This window comes from Cuneatibacter caecimuris, from assembly GCF_004216775.1.
Lineage (GTDB): Bacteria > Bacillota > Clostridia > Lachnospirales > Lachnospiraceae > Cuneatibacter > Cuneatibacter caecimuris.
Window position 1 is genome coordinate 95883 of sequence record NZ_SGXF01000001.1, and the last position, 16855, is coordinate 112737.

Annotated in this window: 14 protein-coding genes and 1 pseudogene; 3 read left to right on the plus strand and 12 right to left on the minus strand. The window is 52.4% G+C overall.

Features of this window, described 5'->3' with window-relative positions:
- The first annotated feature begins 90 nt into the window (after positions 1 to 90).
- Complete coding sequence (locus EV209_RS00460) at positions 91 to 1407, plus strand: nucleotidyltransferase (RefSeq protein WP_130431989.1); 1317 nt, start codon at positions 91 to 93, stop codon at positions 1405 to 1407.
- A 22-nt stretch (positions 1408 to 1429) separates the two neighbouring features.
- On the plus strand, positions 1430 to 1882 hold the full coding sequence (ybaK, locus tag EV209_RS00465) for a Cys-tRNA(Pro) deacylase (RefSeq protein ID WP_243647512.1): 453 nt from the start codon (positions 1430 to 1432) through the stop codon (positions 1880 to 1882).
- 122 nt (positions 1883 to 2004) lie between these two features.
- On the opposite strand, the gene EV209_RS00470 is transcribed toward ybaK, so the two are convergent.
- From EV209_RS00470 to EV209_RS00525, 12 genes are all read right to left on the minus strand, one after another.
- Positions 2005 to 3246: a GDSL-type esterase/lipase family protein gene (locus EV209_RS00470; protein ID WP_130431993.1), complete on the minus strand. Its 1242-nt coding sequence runs from the start codon at positions 3244 to 3246 to the stop codon at positions 2005 to 2007.
- Between the two features lie 13 nt (positions 3247 to 3259).
- The gene (locus tag EV209_RS00475) at positions 3260 to 4624 is read right to left on the minus strand and encodes a PFL family protein (protein WP_130431995.1); all 1365 of its coding nucleotides are present in this window, start codon (positions 4622 to 4624) and stop codon (positions 3260 to 3262) included.
- A 19-nt stretch (positions 4625 to 4643) separates the two neighbouring features.
- Positions 4644 to 4916, minus strand: coding sequence for an ACT domain-containing protein (locus EV209_RS00480; protein WP_130431997.1), 273 nt, complete (start codon positions 4914 to 4916; stop codon positions 4644 to 4646).
- A 20-nt stretch (positions 4917 to 4936) separates the two neighbouring features.
- Entirely contained in the window at positions 4937 to 5746 is an 810-nt protein-coding gene (locus tag EV209_RS00485; protein WP_130431999.1) for an MBL fold metallo-hydrolase, read from the minus strand.
- A 42-nt stretch (positions 5747 to 5788) separates the two neighbouring features.
- Complete coding sequence (gene coaE, locus EV209_RS00490) at positions 5789 to 6445, minus strand: dephospho-CoA kinase (RefSeq protein WP_130432001.1); 657 nt, start codon at positions 6443 to 6445, stop codon at positions 5789 to 5791.
- Positions 6442 to 9261 (minus strand): DNA polymerase I, encoded by a 2820-nt coding sequence (gene polA, locus EV209_RS00495; RefSeq protein ID WP_130432003.1) that lies wholly within the window; start codon positions 9259 to 9261, stop codon positions 6442 to 6444. The genes coaE and polA overlap by 4 nt, the downstream gene beginning before the upstream one ends.
- A 57-nt stretch (positions 9262 to 9318) precedes the next feature.
- Positions 9319 to 9660 (minus strand): zf-HC2 domain-containing protein, encoded by a 342-nt coding sequence (locus EV209_RS00500; protein WP_130432005.1) that lies wholly within the window; start codon positions 9658 to 9660, stop codon positions 9319 to 9321.
- A gap of 11 nt (positions 9661 to 9671) precedes the next feature.
- The gene (nudC, locus tag EV209_RS00505; protein WP_130432007.1) at positions 9672 to 10514 is read right to left on the minus strand and encodes an NAD(+) diphosphatase; all 843 of its coding nucleotides are present in this window, start codon (positions 10512 to 10514) and stop codon (positions 9672 to 9674) included.
- Between the two features lie 89 nt (positions 10515 to 10603).
- Complete coding sequence (locus EV209_RS00510; RefSeq protein ID WP_130432009.1) at positions 10604 to 13219, minus strand: calcium-translocating P-type ATPase, PMCA-type; 2616 nt, start codon at positions 13217 to 13219, stop codon at positions 10604 to 10606.
- A gap of 227 nt (positions 13220 to 13446) precedes the next feature.
- Complete coding sequence (locus EV209_RS00515) at positions 13447 to 13776, minus strand: hypothetical protein (RefSeq protein ID WP_130432011.1); 330 nt, start codon at positions 13774 to 13776, stop codon at positions 13447 to 13449.
- A 113-nt stretch (positions 13777 to 13889) separates the two neighbouring features.
- Positions 13890 to 15626, minus strand: coding sequence for a recombinase family protein (locus EV209_RS00520; RefSeq protein ID WP_165388763.1), 1737 nt, complete (start codon positions 15624 to 15626; stop codon positions 13890 to 13892).
- Positions 15627 to 15680: 54 nt separating this feature from the next.
- A complete protein-coding gene (locus tag EV209_RS00525; RefSeq protein ID WP_130432015.1) occupies positions 15681 to 15950 on the minus strand; it encodes a DUF6870 family protein in 270 nt (89 codons plus the stop codon).
- Positions 15951 to 16126: 176 nt separating this feature from the next.
- Here EV209_RS00525 and EV209_RS00530 point away from each other — a divergent pair.
- Positions 16127 to 16855: pseudogene (locus tag EV209_RS00530) on the plus strand (collagen-like protein); the annotation flags it as partial.

Sequence of the window (16855 nt, forward strand, 5' to 3'; positions counted from 1 at the left end):
CAGTTTTTGCGCTCCTCTTATTGCGCAAGAGGGCCTTATGTGATACACTGAACACAGTAGTTTATTAATGATCAAAGGCAGGTATTTCTAATGAAAACAGTAGGAATTATCGCGGAATATAATCCGTTTCACAACGGACACGCTTATCATATGGAACAGGCAAAAAAAATGACAGGAGCAGATACCTGTGTCGTTGTCATGAGCGGAGATTTTGTGCAGAGAGGCGCTCCTGCCGTTCTGGACAAATATGTGAGGGCAGAGACGGCTCTGCGTTGCGGCGCGGATCTCGTTCTGGAACTGCCGGCCTGTTTTTCCTGCGGCAGCGCGGAATATTTTGCCCAGGGCGCGGTTTCTGTTCTGAACCGGCTGGGCGTTGTAGACGCTCTGTGCTTCGGCAGCGAATCCGCTGATCTGACCACCCTTCAGGCCCTTGCCCGGATTCTTTCCAGAGAGCCGGAAGCCTTTACTGACAGCCTTCAGAAAAGTCTCCGTGAAGGGAAAAATTTTGCCGCGGCCCGCAGCGACGCACTGATCGCCTGTATGATGCAGGAGCAGATTCATTTGAGCGCGATTCAGAATATTTATATTCTGACTGACGCCATGTCCTCTCCCAACAATATTTTGGGCATAGAATACCTGAAAGCCCTGCTGACGCAGAACAGCTCCATAAAGCCCTATGTGCTTAAGCGCGCGGGCCAGGAATACCACAGTAAGGAAATTGAAGGGCATATGAACTCAGCCTCGGCTCTGCGGAGCCTTCTGGAAACCACCCGGGAACTGTCAATCCTTAAGGAATCCGTTCCTCCGGAAGTATACCGGCTCCTGGAACAGGAATATGGCAAAATTTACCCTGTGTCTTCAGAGGATTTTTCTCTGATGCTCAACTACTGTCTTCTTTCCGAATCTGATCCCTCCCGGTTCGGAGACATGACCCCTGATATGGCTGCCCGTATCTTCAATGAGCGGGGCGCGTTCCGCAGTTTTTCCGGCTGGACAGATTTACTGAATACAAAACAATATACCAGAACCCGGGTCAGCCGCTCACTCATGCAGTGCCTGCTGAAAATCACCCGCAGAGACCTGGCGGAATACAAAGCTTCCGGGTATACCGGTTATGCCCGGATTCTGGGCTTTAAAAAAGAACGGACTGATCTTCTCCGCGCCATTAAGGAACAGGGACGTATCCCGCTCATCAGCAAAATGGCGGATGCAAAAGAATTTCTTCAGCCAATCTGGCAGCGGCAGCTGGAGCAGGACGTCCATGCTGCTGATCTATACCGTCTGGCAGTATATACCCGTTTTGGGACAGAGCTGCCCAATGAATATCGGCGGCAGCTTGTTATTTTAAACAGGAATATGGAAACAGAGACAGAAGGGGATGACGGACTTGGCAAAAAAGACATATGAACCGCCCGCTAAGACGAATGCCATGCGGCTGCTGGAACAGGCAGGCGTTCCCTATGAAACGATTGAATACTCGGTGGATGAGTCTGACCTTTCCGGCAGCCATGTAGCGGAAGTCACGGGGCTTCCTCCAGAGCAGCTGTTCAAAACGCTGGTGGCCCGGGGGGAACGGCTGGGCATACTGGTATTCTGCATCCCTGTTCCGGAAGAATTGAACCTGAAAAAAGCGGCTGCGCTGGCCGGGGACAAAAGGGTGGAGCTGATTCATGTAAAGGAACTTCAGGACCTTACCGGATATATGCGGGGAGGATGTTCTCCTGTTGGGATGAAGAAAAACTATCCTGTATTTTTCGATGAAACAGTTATATTGTTTGACCGTGTCTATATCAGCGCCGGATGCCGCGGACGGCAGATCATCGCAGCTCCGGAGGATCTGATCCGTTTTCTGGGAGCCCGGACCGCTGATTTGACACTTTGAAAACACCGATTCCCCGAAAGGTTTTGTTGCATAGGGAGCGTAGTTTCCCATGCAATGAAAAACGCGGGTCTCCTATGGTACAGCTGCCATAGGAGACCCGCATTTTTATAATCGTAACATTATCATTGTTCCGGCGCGTCCGCGCTGAAATCCGTCTCGTTGTTCTGCTGTGCAGTGGTCGTTACCGGCGCCTCGGTAGGGGCTGCCGTTGCGGACGGTTTCGTTTCCGGCGGTTCTGTCGGAGCCGGCGTTTCGGCCGCAGTAGAAGTCTCTGCCGGTGCTGTAGTGGGCGCCTCGGTAGCCGGAGGTTCAGTAGCCGGGTTCGTGGGCGGTTCTTGTGTGCCGGGCTCCGGAGTAGGAGCCACAGTGGTATGAGGTACAACAGGAGCGGTGTTTTCAGGCTTGATCACAATTGGCTCCGTAGGGGACAAGGTCTCGTCCGGAATATTTACAACAGGCCCGGGTTTTGTAATGGGGAACATCTCTTCCGGGGCTTCTTTCCCGCAAAGCTGCCAGTAGGCGTATCTCCGCAGCAGCTGCACCCAGGTCTGATAGGCGTTGGCATTCTGATGAATATAGAAATCTGATGTATATCCAGAATACAGATACCCGCTCTCATCTGAAAGATACGGCGCCATATTGATGAAGCCGACCTTGTTCTTTGCGCAGAATTCTGAAACCTGGCGGTTCAGCTCTTTCACATTGTTATTGTTCAGCGTTGCGCTCTCTCTGCCCCGGAAAACCCAGGAACAGCTGATGATATATATCTGGACCTCTGGATTAATCTGGCGCAGTCTTTCAATCACTTTCCCATAATTCTCCACAATCTGCGGGACCGTATTCATATTCAAGTCATTCAGTCCAAAAGACAGCACAATTTTTTCCGGCCGGATGAGGGATACAGCGTCAAATATCGTCATCTGCGTCCCGTTGTACTCCGGATGGCGCTTGCAGTCTTCCAGCGGCAGAAGCGCTTCCTGCAGGCTGTAGCCTACGGACGCCACCACTTCGGGACCGCTCAGGCAGTCAGAATTCAGCGCTTCCAGATACCTGCCGAACCCGACGATAATTGAGTCCCCAATGAATAAGGTATTATCATAAAACTCCTCTACCTCTTCCGCTGTGGGCTCATGATCGTCTGCGCCGGAGGGCCTGTAGCCCTGGTTTAACCCGGCTTCCAGACCTCCGGTGGCAGCAGTGGGGTCAGGACCTCCGCTGAAAATCAGATTTCTGGTCAGAGAAAGCACTGCGGCAATCACGATCACCACCATCAATCCCAACCCCGTATACATGAAGATCAGTTTATTCCGCTGTTTTTTCCAGCGGGTACTTCTGTTTTTCCTGTTTCCCTGCTGTTTATCCATGTTTCCTTCTTTCTCAGTTCTTAAAGCTGTGTATGGGCGCCGGAATGCGTCCTCCCCGGGTGACAAATGCCTCGCAGGATCTGGTGTTCACCGGCATCACGGGAGCATAGCCCAGCAATCCGCCAAATTCAACTGTATCTCCCACGCTCTTTCCCACAGCGGGAATGACGCGGACAGCTGTAGTTTTCTGGTTCACCATGCCGATGGCGGCTTCATCTGCAATGATCCCGGATATCGTGGATGCAGTAGTATCCCCCGGAATCGCGATCATATCCAGGCCCACGGAACATACGCAGGTCATTGCTTCCAGCTTCTCCAGCGTCAGGCAGCCGCAGGCAGCCGCGTCGATCATATGCTGGTCCTCGCTGACCGGGATGAAAGCCCCGCTCAATCCGCCCACATAGGAGGAAGCCATCACTCCTCCCTTTTTCACCTGATCGTTCAGCAGCGCCAGCGCTGCGGTGGTGCCGGGCGCTCCTACCTGTTCCAGGCCGATTTCTTCCAGAATCTGCCCCACGCTGTCCCCTACCGCAGGGGTAGGAGCCAGAGACAGGTCGATGATCCCGAAGGGCACACCCAGCCGGCGGCTGGCTTCCTGGGCCACCAACTGGCCCACGCGGGTGATTTTAAAAGCAGTTTTCTTAATTGTTTCACACAGCACTTCAAAATTCGCGCCGCGCACCTGTTCCAGTGCGCATTTTACCACGCCCGGGCCGCTGACGCCCACATTGATCACAGCGTCTCCTTCTGTCACGCCATGAAAAGCGCCCGCCATAAACGGGTTGTCGTCAGGCGCGTTGCAGAATACCACCAGCTTTGCACAGCCCATGGAATCATTCTCTCTGGTGGCCTCCGCGGTGGCTTTGATCATCTCTCCCATCAGACGGACGGCATCCATATCAATACCTGTTTTCGTGGAACCCACATTAACAGAGCTGCAAACCCGCTCCGTCTCGGAAAGGGCCTGGGGGATGGAACGAATCAGCAGTTCTTCTGCAGGCGTCATCCCTTTGCTCACCAGCGCGGAATAACCGCCGATAAAATTCACGCCCACTTCATGAGCCGCGCGGTCCAGGGTTCTGGCAATTGTCACATAGTCCTGGCTGCTCTTGCAGGCGCAGCCGCCCACCAGCGCGATGGGCGTTACAGAGATGCGCTTGTTAACAATAGGAATGCCATATTCCCGCTCAATCGCCTGCCCAGTGGAAACCAGCTCCTTCGCATATGTGGTGATTTTCCTGTAGATATTTTCATTCAGCTTATCCAGGTCTCTGTCGCAGCAGTCCAGCAGGCTGATTCCCATGGTAATGGTGCGGACATCCAGCTGTTCCTGCTCAATCATCTGGTTTGTCTCATTGACTTCAAATATGTTCAGCATGATATTTCTCCTTTGCGGGTCAGATGCGGTGCATTTTCGTAAAAATTTCTTCCTTCTGGCAGCGGATGCGCACGCCGATCTCATCTCCCAGGGCTTCCAGATCGTCCACTACAGTTCCGAAATCTTTCTCCGTACTGCTGTAGTCCACGATCATCATCATGTTGAAATACTCCTGGATTATTGTCTGCGATATGTCAAGAATATTAATTTTACTTTCTGCCAGGTATGTACATACCCTCGCAATGATTCCCACTGTGTCCATACCTACTACTGTAATAATCGCCTTGCTCATAGCTTCTCCTTCTCCCGGGTTTATAATAGAATCGTTTCAGACGGCATATCCCGCCTTGCAACGCGGATATCAAAATCGCCGGCCTGATAGGGGTTGTCCCCCATGGTGATTTCCAGGCGCACAGTTTCATACGCCAGTTCTTCATAGTTGTTTTCTTTGCTCAGATGGCCCAGCAGCACCTGTTTCAATCCGTCGTGGAGCAGCTCTGTCAGAAGCTGGCCTGACCGTTCATTGGACAGGTGGCCCAGATCTCCAAGAATGCGGCGCTTCAGCGAATAGGGATAGCTGCCGCTTTCCAGCATGCGGATATCATGGTTGGCTTCAATCAGGATTCCGTCCAGATTCTTCAGATGGTCCACCGTATAATCTGTATAATGCCCCAGATCAGTGATCACCGCCGCGGATTTTTTTCTGCCGTCCTCCTCTGTTTCCACCCGATAGGCTACCGGGTCGGCCGCATCATGGTAATTCTGAAAGGGAATCACCTCTAACCCTCCCAGCTTCAGCGAACAGTCCGCCTCCAGGGGATGGTACAATTCCGGATCTATCTCTCCCTTTTTATCAGATTCCCTGATTCTCTCCAGCGTCCTTTCCGTTCCATAAACCGGCACGCCATAGCGCTTGCAAAGGATTTTCAGCCCGCAGATATGGTCGGAATGTTCATGAGTGATAAAAATTCCGTCCAGCTCCGAAGCCTTCACGTCCAGACTTTCCACACCCTGCTCAATTCTCCTGCAGGAAATCCCCGCGTCGATCAGGATATGTGTCCTGTCTGTCCCGATATAAGTGCAGTTCCCGCTGCTCCCGCTGGCCAGGCTGACAAATCTCATCCTGTTTCCTCCTTCGTATCCGTTCTGTGATACACCTGTACATTATAAGTTCATCCGGCCGGAATTGTCAAGAATTTTACGCATTTCGCAGGACACCTGGCTCCTGGTATCCGAAAGGGCCCCGCTGTTATCGATCATAACGGAACAGATCCGCCGGTATTCTTCCTCTTCCATCTGGCTGTTGATCACTTGTTCTGCCTTTGTTCTGGTATAGCCTCTGTTTTCCATCACCCGGCGGATCCTGGTCTCAGGAGAAGCATAAATATACCACAGAGTATCGCAGCAGCCTTCAAGCCCTCCCTCTGCCAGAAGGGCGGATTCCACCGCGATGCAGGAGGGTACCCCCCTGTTATTTAACAGTTTTTCCGCCCTCGCCTCCGCGATCTCTTCTTCAATCTCCTGCCGCACCAGAGGGTGGACGATGCTGTTGATCTTCCGGCGTTTTTCCTCGTCCCCGAAAATCTCCCGGGCCAGTTTCTGCCGGTCTATCTTTCCGTCCGCTCCGGCAAACTCCCTGCCAAATTCGCTCAGAATTTTTTCATAGGTAGCGCCGCCGGGCTCCATCAGCCTGCGGCCCACCTCGTCCGCCAGGATCACGCGGGCGCCGAAATCCTGCTCCATGATCCTGAGCACTTCTGATTTTCCGGCGCCCATTCCTCCTGTAACTCCGATCACTTTCATCCTGTCATCCTCTGTCATTTCGTCTCATACCAGCTGTTGCCTACTTTGCAGTCCACCTCCAGAGGAACCTGCAGGGCCGCGGCTTCCCGCATTTCCCGTTCCAGAATCTCTCTGGCAGCTTCCTGCTCTTCCACAGGCACTTCCAGAAGCAGTTCGTCATGAACCTGGAGCACGATTCTGGAGGACAGCCCGGCTTTTTCCAGCGCCCGGTCCACCCGAATCATGGCGATCTTCATCACATCCGCAGCAGTTCCCTGAATGGGAGAATTCATCGCCACCCTTTCCCCGAAAGACCGCTGCATGAAATTGGAGGAATCCAGCTCCGGCACAGGCCTTCTGCGGCCGAACAGGGTGACCGCATAGCCTTTCTCTTTCGCGTCCGCTACCAGCTGATCCAGAAAATACTTCACGCCGGGATAGGTGGCAAAATACTGCTCGATATATTCAGTAGCTTCTTTTCTGCTGATGCTCAGGTCTTCACTTAATCCAAAAGCGCTGATCCCATAGACAATGCCAAAATTTACTGCCTTTGCGTTCCGCCGCTGCAAAGACGTCACTTCTTCCAGAGGCACATGAAATACCTGGGACGCAGTGACTGCGTGGATATCCCTGGCCTCCCGGTAAGCTTCGATCAGGCTGCTGTCCCCTGACATGGACGCCAAAATCCGCAGCTCGATCTGGGAATAATCCGCATCCATCAGCACGGACCCTTCTCTGGGCACAAAAACTCTCCTGATTTCCCTGCCCAGTTCCATGCGGACCGGGATATTCTGCAGGTTTGGTTCCGTGCTGCTGATCCTTCCGGTTGCGGTAATTGTCTGGTTAAAGGTTCCGTGAATTCTCCCGTCTTCTCCGATGAACTGTACCAGCCCATCGGAATAAGTGGACTTCAGTTTCGTCAGCTGCCTGTATTCCAGAATCTTTTTTACTACAGGATAATCCGGAGCCAGCTTATCCAGAACATCCGCTGAAGTGGAATAGCCTGTCTTTGTCTTTTTTCCAAAGGGCAGCTTCATCTGACCGAAAAGCACCTCGCCCAGCTGTTTGGGAGAATTAATGTTGAATTTCGCTCCGGTCATCTCATAGATTTCTTCTTCCAGACGGCTTATGCCTCCTGACAGCCTTTCGCTCAGCTCCTCCAGCAGTTCTCTTCTGGTGGCGATCCCCACGTCCTCCATCCTGGCCAGGCTGTAGATCAGGGGCAGTTCCACCGTTTTATAAAGCGCCTCCATTTCCTGTTCGCGCAGCTGCGCCAGAGCGGCGGGTCCTGCCAGAAAAGCCGTTTCCGCCATTCTCCCCGCGCATTCCGAAAACAGCTCTGGCTCCAGATCCAGCGCTTCCGTAAATCCTCCTTTGCCCAACAGGTCTGTTTCCGAAGGAATCACCTCCTCCAACAGCTGTTTGGCAACTTGCTGGCAGCTGTAACCGGATTGCAGCGGATTCAGCAGGTAGGCCGCAACGCCCACATCCATCAGATTCTGTTTCTCTCTGCAGCCATAGAGTTCGGGAACCAGATGCAGCAATCCCTTTAAATCCGGCACAAATCCCTGCTTGACCCCGCAAAGGGTTTCTTTTACCCAACATGCAAGCTGTTCGGGGCTGACCATCCCCTCCGCCGGGATGGTATAAGCCTCCCTGGCTTTCCAGCACAGCGCGGCTGCCAGAACTCGGCCCTTTTCCGCTATCAGGTGCAGCCCCAAAGACTCTTGCTTTCCGGCCTGCCGGAAAATCCGGTCCGCTTCACCGAAATCTCTGATCAGATTCCACTTTCCGGCCTGTTCCTTTTTCTGCTCCTCCGTCTGGTAGTGCAGGGACGCAAATTCCAGCTCATCCAGCACTTCCTGCACTTTTCGGGGGTCCAGCGACACTTCCAGATCCCCAAGACTCTGTTCCAGCGGGATATCGCATTTGATGGTGGCCAGCTCTTCGCTGAGAAAAGCAGCCTTCTTTCCCACCAGTTCTGTATCGCTTTCCTTTTTCAGATAGGACAGGGGTGATCTCTTAAGCCCCAGATGTTCTTTCCAGTATTCTTTCAGTTCCTTCTCCCCCGCCGCGTCCAGACCGTCTATCGCCGCATAAAGTGCTTCCACCGTCCCATATTCCTGAATCAGCTTTACAGCAGCCACCGGCCCCACGCCGGACACACCCTTAATATTATCGGAAGCGTCCCCCTGCAGCCCCTTCAGGGAATTGATATGGCAGGGTTTCACGCCAAATTCCTGTTCCACCAGTTCCGGTGTAAAACAAAATGCCCGCTCCGGAACATTTACAGTCTTCTTGTCAATATGATATTTTGAAAACAGGGCGTCTGTCTTTTCTGCAGTGCTGTGCATCAGCCAGAGATTTGTCCGCTCTGTCACCAGTTGGAGATAATCATTATCCTTTGTCAGTATCCTCACAGGAACCTGACCTTCAAACTTTTTCGACAGGGTGCCGCAGAAATCATCCGCTTCGTACCGTTCATCCATCAGCTGGACCACCGGCAGGCGGCCCAGCACTTTCTGGCACAAATCGAACTGCTGGCGCAGCGGCTCCAGCAGTTCGCTCCGGTTGGCTTTATAATCCGCGTATTTTTCCCTCCGGAAGGTATCCCGGCTCAGATCCCAGGCCACCGCCAGATATCTGGGCTTCTGTTCCTGCAGGATTTTAAACAATGTCCTCAGAAAACCAAAAACAGCGTTGGTATACACTCCCGTAGAGGTCATCATAATCTTGTGATAGTATTTCTCCTTCTCTTCCACTGTTTTCGCAAACAGAATCTCCCTGGGGAGATTGCCGTAAAACTGTGTGGACAGCAGGCTGGAGCCGTCTATCAGCAGCAAAAAATCTTCCATATTCTTCTCCTGTTTTCTATTGTTTTCCAGGGTGTGTTTAAAAAGTTCTTTCACGCCCTAGGGCAGCAGCCAGATGCGCAGCTGCAGCAGGAATATCACTCCCGCGGCCAGGTAGGACAGCGTCAGCAGGGAATACCGGAAAAAAGTATTGGTGCGCTGCTGCTGTACTTCCGTTTCCAGGTCTTCCAGCTCCTGCTCCAGGCGGTTTTTCAGGTCCATGTTATTCAGCCTGTCGTCCCGAAGGCCGTTCAACCCTACTTCTACCATATAATAAATATCCAGTTCTTCATAACAGTCCCGGCAGCTTCTGATATGGCTGACAAAATCTTCCTTTTTGTCAGCCGGAAGCTGGCCGTACATATAATCCCGAATCAGCTTCTGCGCCTCTCTGCATTCCATGGTATTCCTCCTCACCAGGGTAGTTTTCCCTCCCTGAACATACGAATCATTTCATTGGTCAGGCTGGAGGTGTCGTCGTCCGGCACAATGTCCTCTCTGGAAAACCACTCCCCCACCGCCAGTTCATCCTCCTGCAGGCAGATTTCGTCAGAGCCCTTTAATTCCGCAAAAAAGCCTAAAAGCAGCGTGTCAGAAAAAGACCAGGGCTGGCTTTTATAATAATGCAGGTCCCCCAGCTCCAGGCCCACCTCTTCCCGCACCTCCCGGCGCACGGTATCTTCAATGGATTCTCCGATCTCCGCAAATCCAGCCACCAGCGCATGTTTTTTATAAGTCCGTCCCACGTATTTTGTCAGCAGAAGCCTGTCTCCGTCCGTCACCCCCACAATTACCGCAGGGGATATCTTCGGATATTCCATCTGTCCGCAGGACGGGCACTTCAGCATCCGCTCTTTTGCGTCCTGTTCCAGTTCCCTGCCGCAACAGCCGCAGAACCTGTGCTGCCCATACCAGCGGTTCAGCTGCAATCCGGTGATTCCGGCAAATGCCAGATATCTGGGTTCCGCCATCCGCAGCGTCTCCTGGGAAACCATACAGTATCCCTCTCCCGGAGGCAGCTCCAAATCCCCCGCAAGGAAATATTCTCTCCCGTCTATAGAAAACAGATAGGTCAGCTGTTCTTTCAGTCTCTGGTTGTTCTGGACCAGCTGCCCGAAAACAGGAAAAGAAATCATCTCCCCGCTCCGGCGCACCAGCACTTCTCTTTCCTGATACCAGAGCACAAAGCTGTCTTCCGACGGCTCCGATTTCCGGTAGGCATTGTCATAAATATGTTCTCCAATATCCTGTATCATAATACGATTTTTTCTCCTGTAACTGATTCCTGCCGCGCCATGCCCACTATCATACCATAAAAATGCGGACTTGAAAACCACTGTTCCGGTCAATGCTGGTGCTTGATGAGCCCGCAGGCCTTAGAGATCTCCATCACCGGCAGCGGAACCAGTATCAGCGCTACTCCCAGAAGGTACAGCTGCCAGGGCAGACGCACCAGCTCAAAAATTGACGACAGGGGTGTAAACAGAACGATAGCCACCAAAACTACTGACAGCAGGGCCGCCCAATTCAGCTTGTGGTTTCCAAATATACCTGTCTTAAAAAGAGAATGTTCGGAACGCATATTATAGACCTGTACAATCTGGCACAAGGACAGTACCATAAAAGCCAGCGTCCGGCCGGCCGCCACATCCCCTGTCATCCGTTCCGCCGCAAAAAATCCGGTCAGCGTCAGCACGGCAAACATGACTCCCTGCAGAAAAATGCGCAGCCCCAGACCATGGGCAAAAATCCCTTCGTTTCTGGGCTTCGGTCGCTGATCCATCACATCCGGTTCCACCGCTTCCATGCCCAGGGCCACCGCAGGCAGGCTGTCCGTCACCAGGTTGATCCAAAGAAGCTGCATGGACAGCAGGATAGATTTATGCCAAAGCAGCATAGCAGTAAACACAGACAAGATTTCTCCCACATTTGTTCCCAGGAGAAATCCCACCACTTTTCTGATATTGGCATAGATTCCCCGGCCCTGCCGGACAGCCTCCACAATCGTTGCGAAATTATCGTCGGTGAGAGTCATGTCCGCCGCTCCTTTTGCCACATCCGTGCCGGTCACGCCCATAGCGCAGCCGATATCCGCCGCTTTTAAAGCCGGGGCGTCGTTCACGCCGTCTCCTGTCATGGACACCACCTGCCCCTTGCGCTGCCATGCTTTCACAATCCGGATTTTATTCTCAGGGGACACTCTGGCATACACGGAAATCTGCTCCACCCGCTCATCCAGCTCTTCTTCTGACATCTCGTCCAGCTGTGCGCCCGTCACAGCCAGGCCGCCCGGTTTTAGAATCCCCAGCTCTCCGGCAATTGCAGAGGCCGTTGCCACATGATCTCCTGTGATCATCACAGGGCGGATTCCTGCCCTGCGGCAGACCTCCACAGCCTTTTTCGCTTCCGGCCTGGGCGGATCAATCATACCCACCAGCCCCAGGAAATTCAGATCCTGCTCCAGTTCTCCTGCATCCGGCTGATCCGGCAATTCTTTTATTTCCTTCCACGCCACTGCCAGTACCCGCAGGGCTGCCATGCTCATCTGCCCGCAGATTTTTTCCGCCAGCCGCAGATTTCCTTCTCTGCACCGCCCGGCCAGAATATCAAAAGCTCCTTTTACAATCACAATATATCTTCCGCCCATCTTATGTACTGTGGACATCAGTTTCCTGTCAGAATCAAAAGGGATCTCCGCAAGTCTTGGAGCCTCCCGGAAGAGCGCGCTTTTCTCCATACCGTTTTTGGCCGCCGCCAGCACAATGGCAGTCTCAGTAGGGTCTCCGATATGGCGGATCTCCTCTCCCTCCATCTCCACAGTGCCGTCGCAGCACAGAGCGGCATACTTCAGCAGCTGCCTGATCTGTTCTGTATTTTTCCTGCCGATCTTTTCCGGTTCTTTCATCCCTTCGGCAAATGCCTGTACCAGCGTCATCCGGTTCTGCGTCAGGGTTCCGGTTTTATCCGAACAGATCACAGATGCGCTCCCCAGCGTTTCCACAGCCGGCAGGCTTCTGATAATTGCATTTTGTTTTACCATCCTCTGCACTCCAATGGACAGCACAATGGTCACAATGGCTGGAAGACCTTCCGGAATAGCTGAAACCGCGAGGGACACTGCTGTCATAAAGATCTCCATCACCGGAATCCCATTATACAGGCCCACCGCGAAAACCACCGCGCAGGCAGCCAAAGCGATCACGCCCAGATATTTTCCCAGCTTGGCCAGTTTCTGCTGCAGCGGCGTCTCATCGTCTTTCTCTCTTTCCAGCAGATCCGCAATACGGCCCATTTCCGTAGACATTCCGGTTGCAGTGACTGCCGCCAGAGCCGTCCCGTTTGTAATGCTGCAGCCGGAAAACAGCATATTATCACGATCCCCCAGAGGCGCTTTCTCACGGATCTGCGCCTCTGCGTCCTTATCCGCAGGCACAGACTCTCCTGTCAGCGCAGATTCTTCGCTTTTCAGCCCCGCGCTTTTCAGCAGCCTGGCGTCTGCGGGCACAAAGTCCCCGGCTTCCAGCCGGATCAAATCTCCGGGCACCAGTTCAGAGGCTTCAACCATCCTCTCCTTTCCCTGCCGGATGACTCTGGCATGGGGCGCGGACATTTTCTGCAAAGCCTCCAGGGCTTTTTCCGCCCTGCTCTCCTGCAGCATCCCGATCACCGCATTCATCACAACAATAGCCAGAATCAGCACAGGTTCAAAAAATTCCTGAAGCTCCCCTTCCATACAGGCAGTGACGAATGATACTGCCGCCGCCCCGAGAAGAATCAGAATCATCACGTCCTTAAACTGTGCCAGAAAGCGCTGGAGATTGGTCTTTTTCTTCTTCTCTCTCAGCTTGTTTTCCCCATACTGCTCTTTCCTCTCAGACACCTGTTTTTCGGTCAGGCCGCTCTCCATATCAGTCTGCAGCGCCCTTGCGGCTTCCTCCGGCCTCATATTATAGAAATCCATCGTCCGCTCCTTCCGCGGGTACCGCCCTCACCCGCTGTTTTATGAATTATTTCTATTATAATCTTTTTCCTTTGCAAATTCAACGGAGAATGGGCAAGAAAACCGGGAAGCCGGAAGGAGACTGCAGAACAAACTCCGGAGGCCCGATGCCTGACGGCTATAGCCTCCGGAGTTTGTTCTGCAGTCTCTTAGCCAAGGGCTTCCGGAAATGTTTTAGGTTAGGAAGCTTACCTCAATTTAAAAATCACCATTGTTAGTGTTCCCTCTGTAGCCCGGACGGGGCTGTTAAAGGTCAGGGTGAAAACAGTCCTCGCCGGCACTTCAATGAGGAATGAAACCGAACCTGCCGCGCTGGTACGTCCGCTGCCGGTCATGAAATATATGCCATATTCCAGATGAGGGCTTCCATTGTAATAGGGGCTCACCTGCATAAATCCTGAGGCGGCAAGCAGCGCCGATACCTGATAGGAAATAGCATAGATTCCTGGTTCCAATGCAATGCGGGCCGGATCTGAGAGGGTAATATTTCCGGTGGGATCTGCGATGCCTGTTCCCATGGGGATCAGAGTCCCATCCGGAAAATATCCGCCATAATTTACAAATGAAGCGAAAATGAGATCCGGAACTGTTCCTTCCGGGCCTGTTGGGCCCGCAGGGCCGGTGGCGGCAATTATTTATCCGCTGTCCTTTTGTCCAAAGAGCCCTCTGTTGCCCTGGCTATCCGCAGCAGTTCATCCTCAAATTTGAATTTAATTGTAATTTTATAAGCTCCATGTACATAAATCACATCAATTAGAGAAAGCAACACAGAACGGCTCAGTTCTTTTATATTTCCATATTGCAAAAGACTTTCAAACAGCGGGTTTTCTTCTGATACTTGCTTTCTGCAATTATCAGCTTCCTCTCTGATTTTTTCTGCGGCTGCCTTCAGTTGATCCATTTTCGTTTCGCAGCGTTCTCTCATACGTCTGTATTCCTTTTCTGAAACCTCGCCAAATTTCCAGTCTTCATAAAGGCAGTCAAATACGTTCTGCATCCGTTCCAATTCCCGCTCCTTATCCAAGAACAGCTTTTCCAGGCGATTTATACTGTCCTTTGCATCCGAATTTTTTCCGGCCTCTTCTATGACCGTTTCCAAAGATTCCACCTGTTTCATCTGTCCCTGTATCGCTCCAAGCACCGCCCGCTCCAGTCTGTCCTCCCGGATGGACTTCACCTGGCAGGCTGCCGGACCTTTATTTTTTCTAGTTTCACACTTATAATAAATATGGTTTTTTACATGGGAACGGTGCATCGCCCTCCCGCAGCATCCGCATTTTAAAAGCCCGGCAAATTTATGGACCGTACCGCGGCTGTCAGAGGCGCGGGTCTTTCTTTCAAACAGAGCGCAAAGAGCAGTATAGTCCTCCTGAGTAAACGTAGCCTCATGCATATTTTCCACTACAAACCAGCTGCTTTCGGGCACGGTAATTCTATCGTGAATTTTGTAGCTCATTACTCTTTGCCTGCCCTGCACCATGTGACCGAGATTCATCTGGGTGAGCAGCACATTTTTCACCGTGGCCGCACACCAGAGCCCCTGGCCGCCCCGCGCATGCGGGTTGCAGTATTTCCATCCCTTCATCTGCTTATACCTGGCCGGATTTGGCACTCCCATGGCATTGAGCCGCCTGGCCACTGCGCCAAGGCTCAATCCTTCATGAAGCAGCCAATCTTTCATCTGCAGCTTGACCGGCACAGTGTCGGGATCAAGAATCAAATGGTTTTTATCTTCTGGGTCCTTCAAAAATCCATAAGGAGGAAACGCACCGATAAATTTCCCTTTAGAACGTTTATCATCAAAGGTTCTTCTCACTGACCGCGAGGTCGCCGCCGCAAAACGGTCATTTAATAAACCATACATCGGCACATCCAGATTATAAATTGCTTCAGAATCCATATAGGTATCTACAAAAGAATCCATTGTAGAAATAAAGCGCACGTTTCTGGAAGGAAAAAATTCTTCCAGGTAATAACCTTGATCTGAATAATTGCGGAAAGCGCGGGAAAGAGTTTTCACCACCACACAGTTTGCTTCTCCCCGCTCAATTGTCCCGACCATGCGCATAAAACCCTCACGCTCATCGTCCGTTCCAGTCAGACCGTCATCCTCAAAATATCCGGCGATCTCATAGCTGCCAGGTTCAAAATAATCCTCAATCCACGACCTGAGAATACTTTTCTGGTTCATAATACTCTCGCTCTGCGGCTGGCTTTCCGGTCCGCCTTTCCGAGAAATATTTCTTTCGTCTTCTCTGGAAAGACGCACGTAAACACAGATTCTCCATTTCTGCAAATCCATACTGATACGCAGATCCTCCGGAGCTGCTCCGGAACTCTGGAAACCCTGTCTGCTGATTCGCGCCATAGTCTGCCTCCTTTTTATTTCCATAGAACACATGCGCTCCAAAAAATCCAGAAATCAGAGACTATCTATATTGGCCTTCTTTCCTAATGATGCTGCAAAACAGGAAACCAAAGCCTCACGAAATGTTCTTCCAGATTCAGCAAAGCATACATTGACTGAGATTTCTCCGCATTTGAAGGCATAAGGATTTCCGATCTGGCGCAGATATTCTTCTGCGCGCCAGGCAGCAGGCATAGCCTGATCCATATTCACCGCTTCAATATCTACCCTCTCCGACACAAACGCCGCTTTATCTTTCAGTTGGAAAAGCTGATCTCTTGTCACAGATATTCACCTTCTGCTCAGACTTGATCCAAATCTATGCAGATGCAGAAAAATAGATGCCCTACGGACAAAAATTTCGGTAAATCTCTGCCGGTTCGTCCAAATTTATTGAAGCAAAACCTGGACATTCACATATTTTAATATTAAAGTCTTTTTTAAATTGAGGAGAAAAAACTATGAATTGTTTTGGGAATAACGGCAATAATTATGGCCGCTGTTATAACTGTTCCTGCAACTCAAATGAATCTTCCGCTGCTGTGCAGGGACCTCAGGGACCGCAGGGGCTTCCCGGTGCAACTGGGCCTCAGGGACAGCGCGGTGAACGCGGGCCGATGGGCCCCCAAGGTATCAAGGGGGATCCTGGGTGTCCTGGACTTCAGGGGCCCAGAGGATCAGCCGGACCAGCCGGGCCAAGAGGACTTCAGGGAATACGCGGAGACGCAGGCCCCAAAGGCGATCCTGGCCCCATGGGAATCCAGGGCATTCAGGGAAATCCCGGACCGATAGGGCCTCAGGGCGATCGGGGACCTGTAGGCCCCAAAGGTGATCCTGGCCCCGCAGGCCCTCAGGGACCAAAAGGAGATCGCGGCGAACCAGGAGAACGAGGGCTTGCCGGAGAGCAGGGACCTCAGGGCGAGCAGGGGCCTCCCGGTGCAACTGCGCCTCAGGGGCCGCAGGGCGATATGGGATGTCCGGGACCCCAGGGCGAACAGGGACCTCTGGGACCTGAAGGACCTAAGGGTGAAAAAGGTGACACTGGTTTCGATGGGCCTGCAGGACCTCAAGGTGAAAAGGGGGATACCGGCGCCGATGGCGCCACTGGGCCTACCGGTCTGCAAGGAGAAAAGGGCGTCACTGGGGCCGATGGTCCCACTGGGCCCACCGGGCCTACCGGTCTGCAGGAA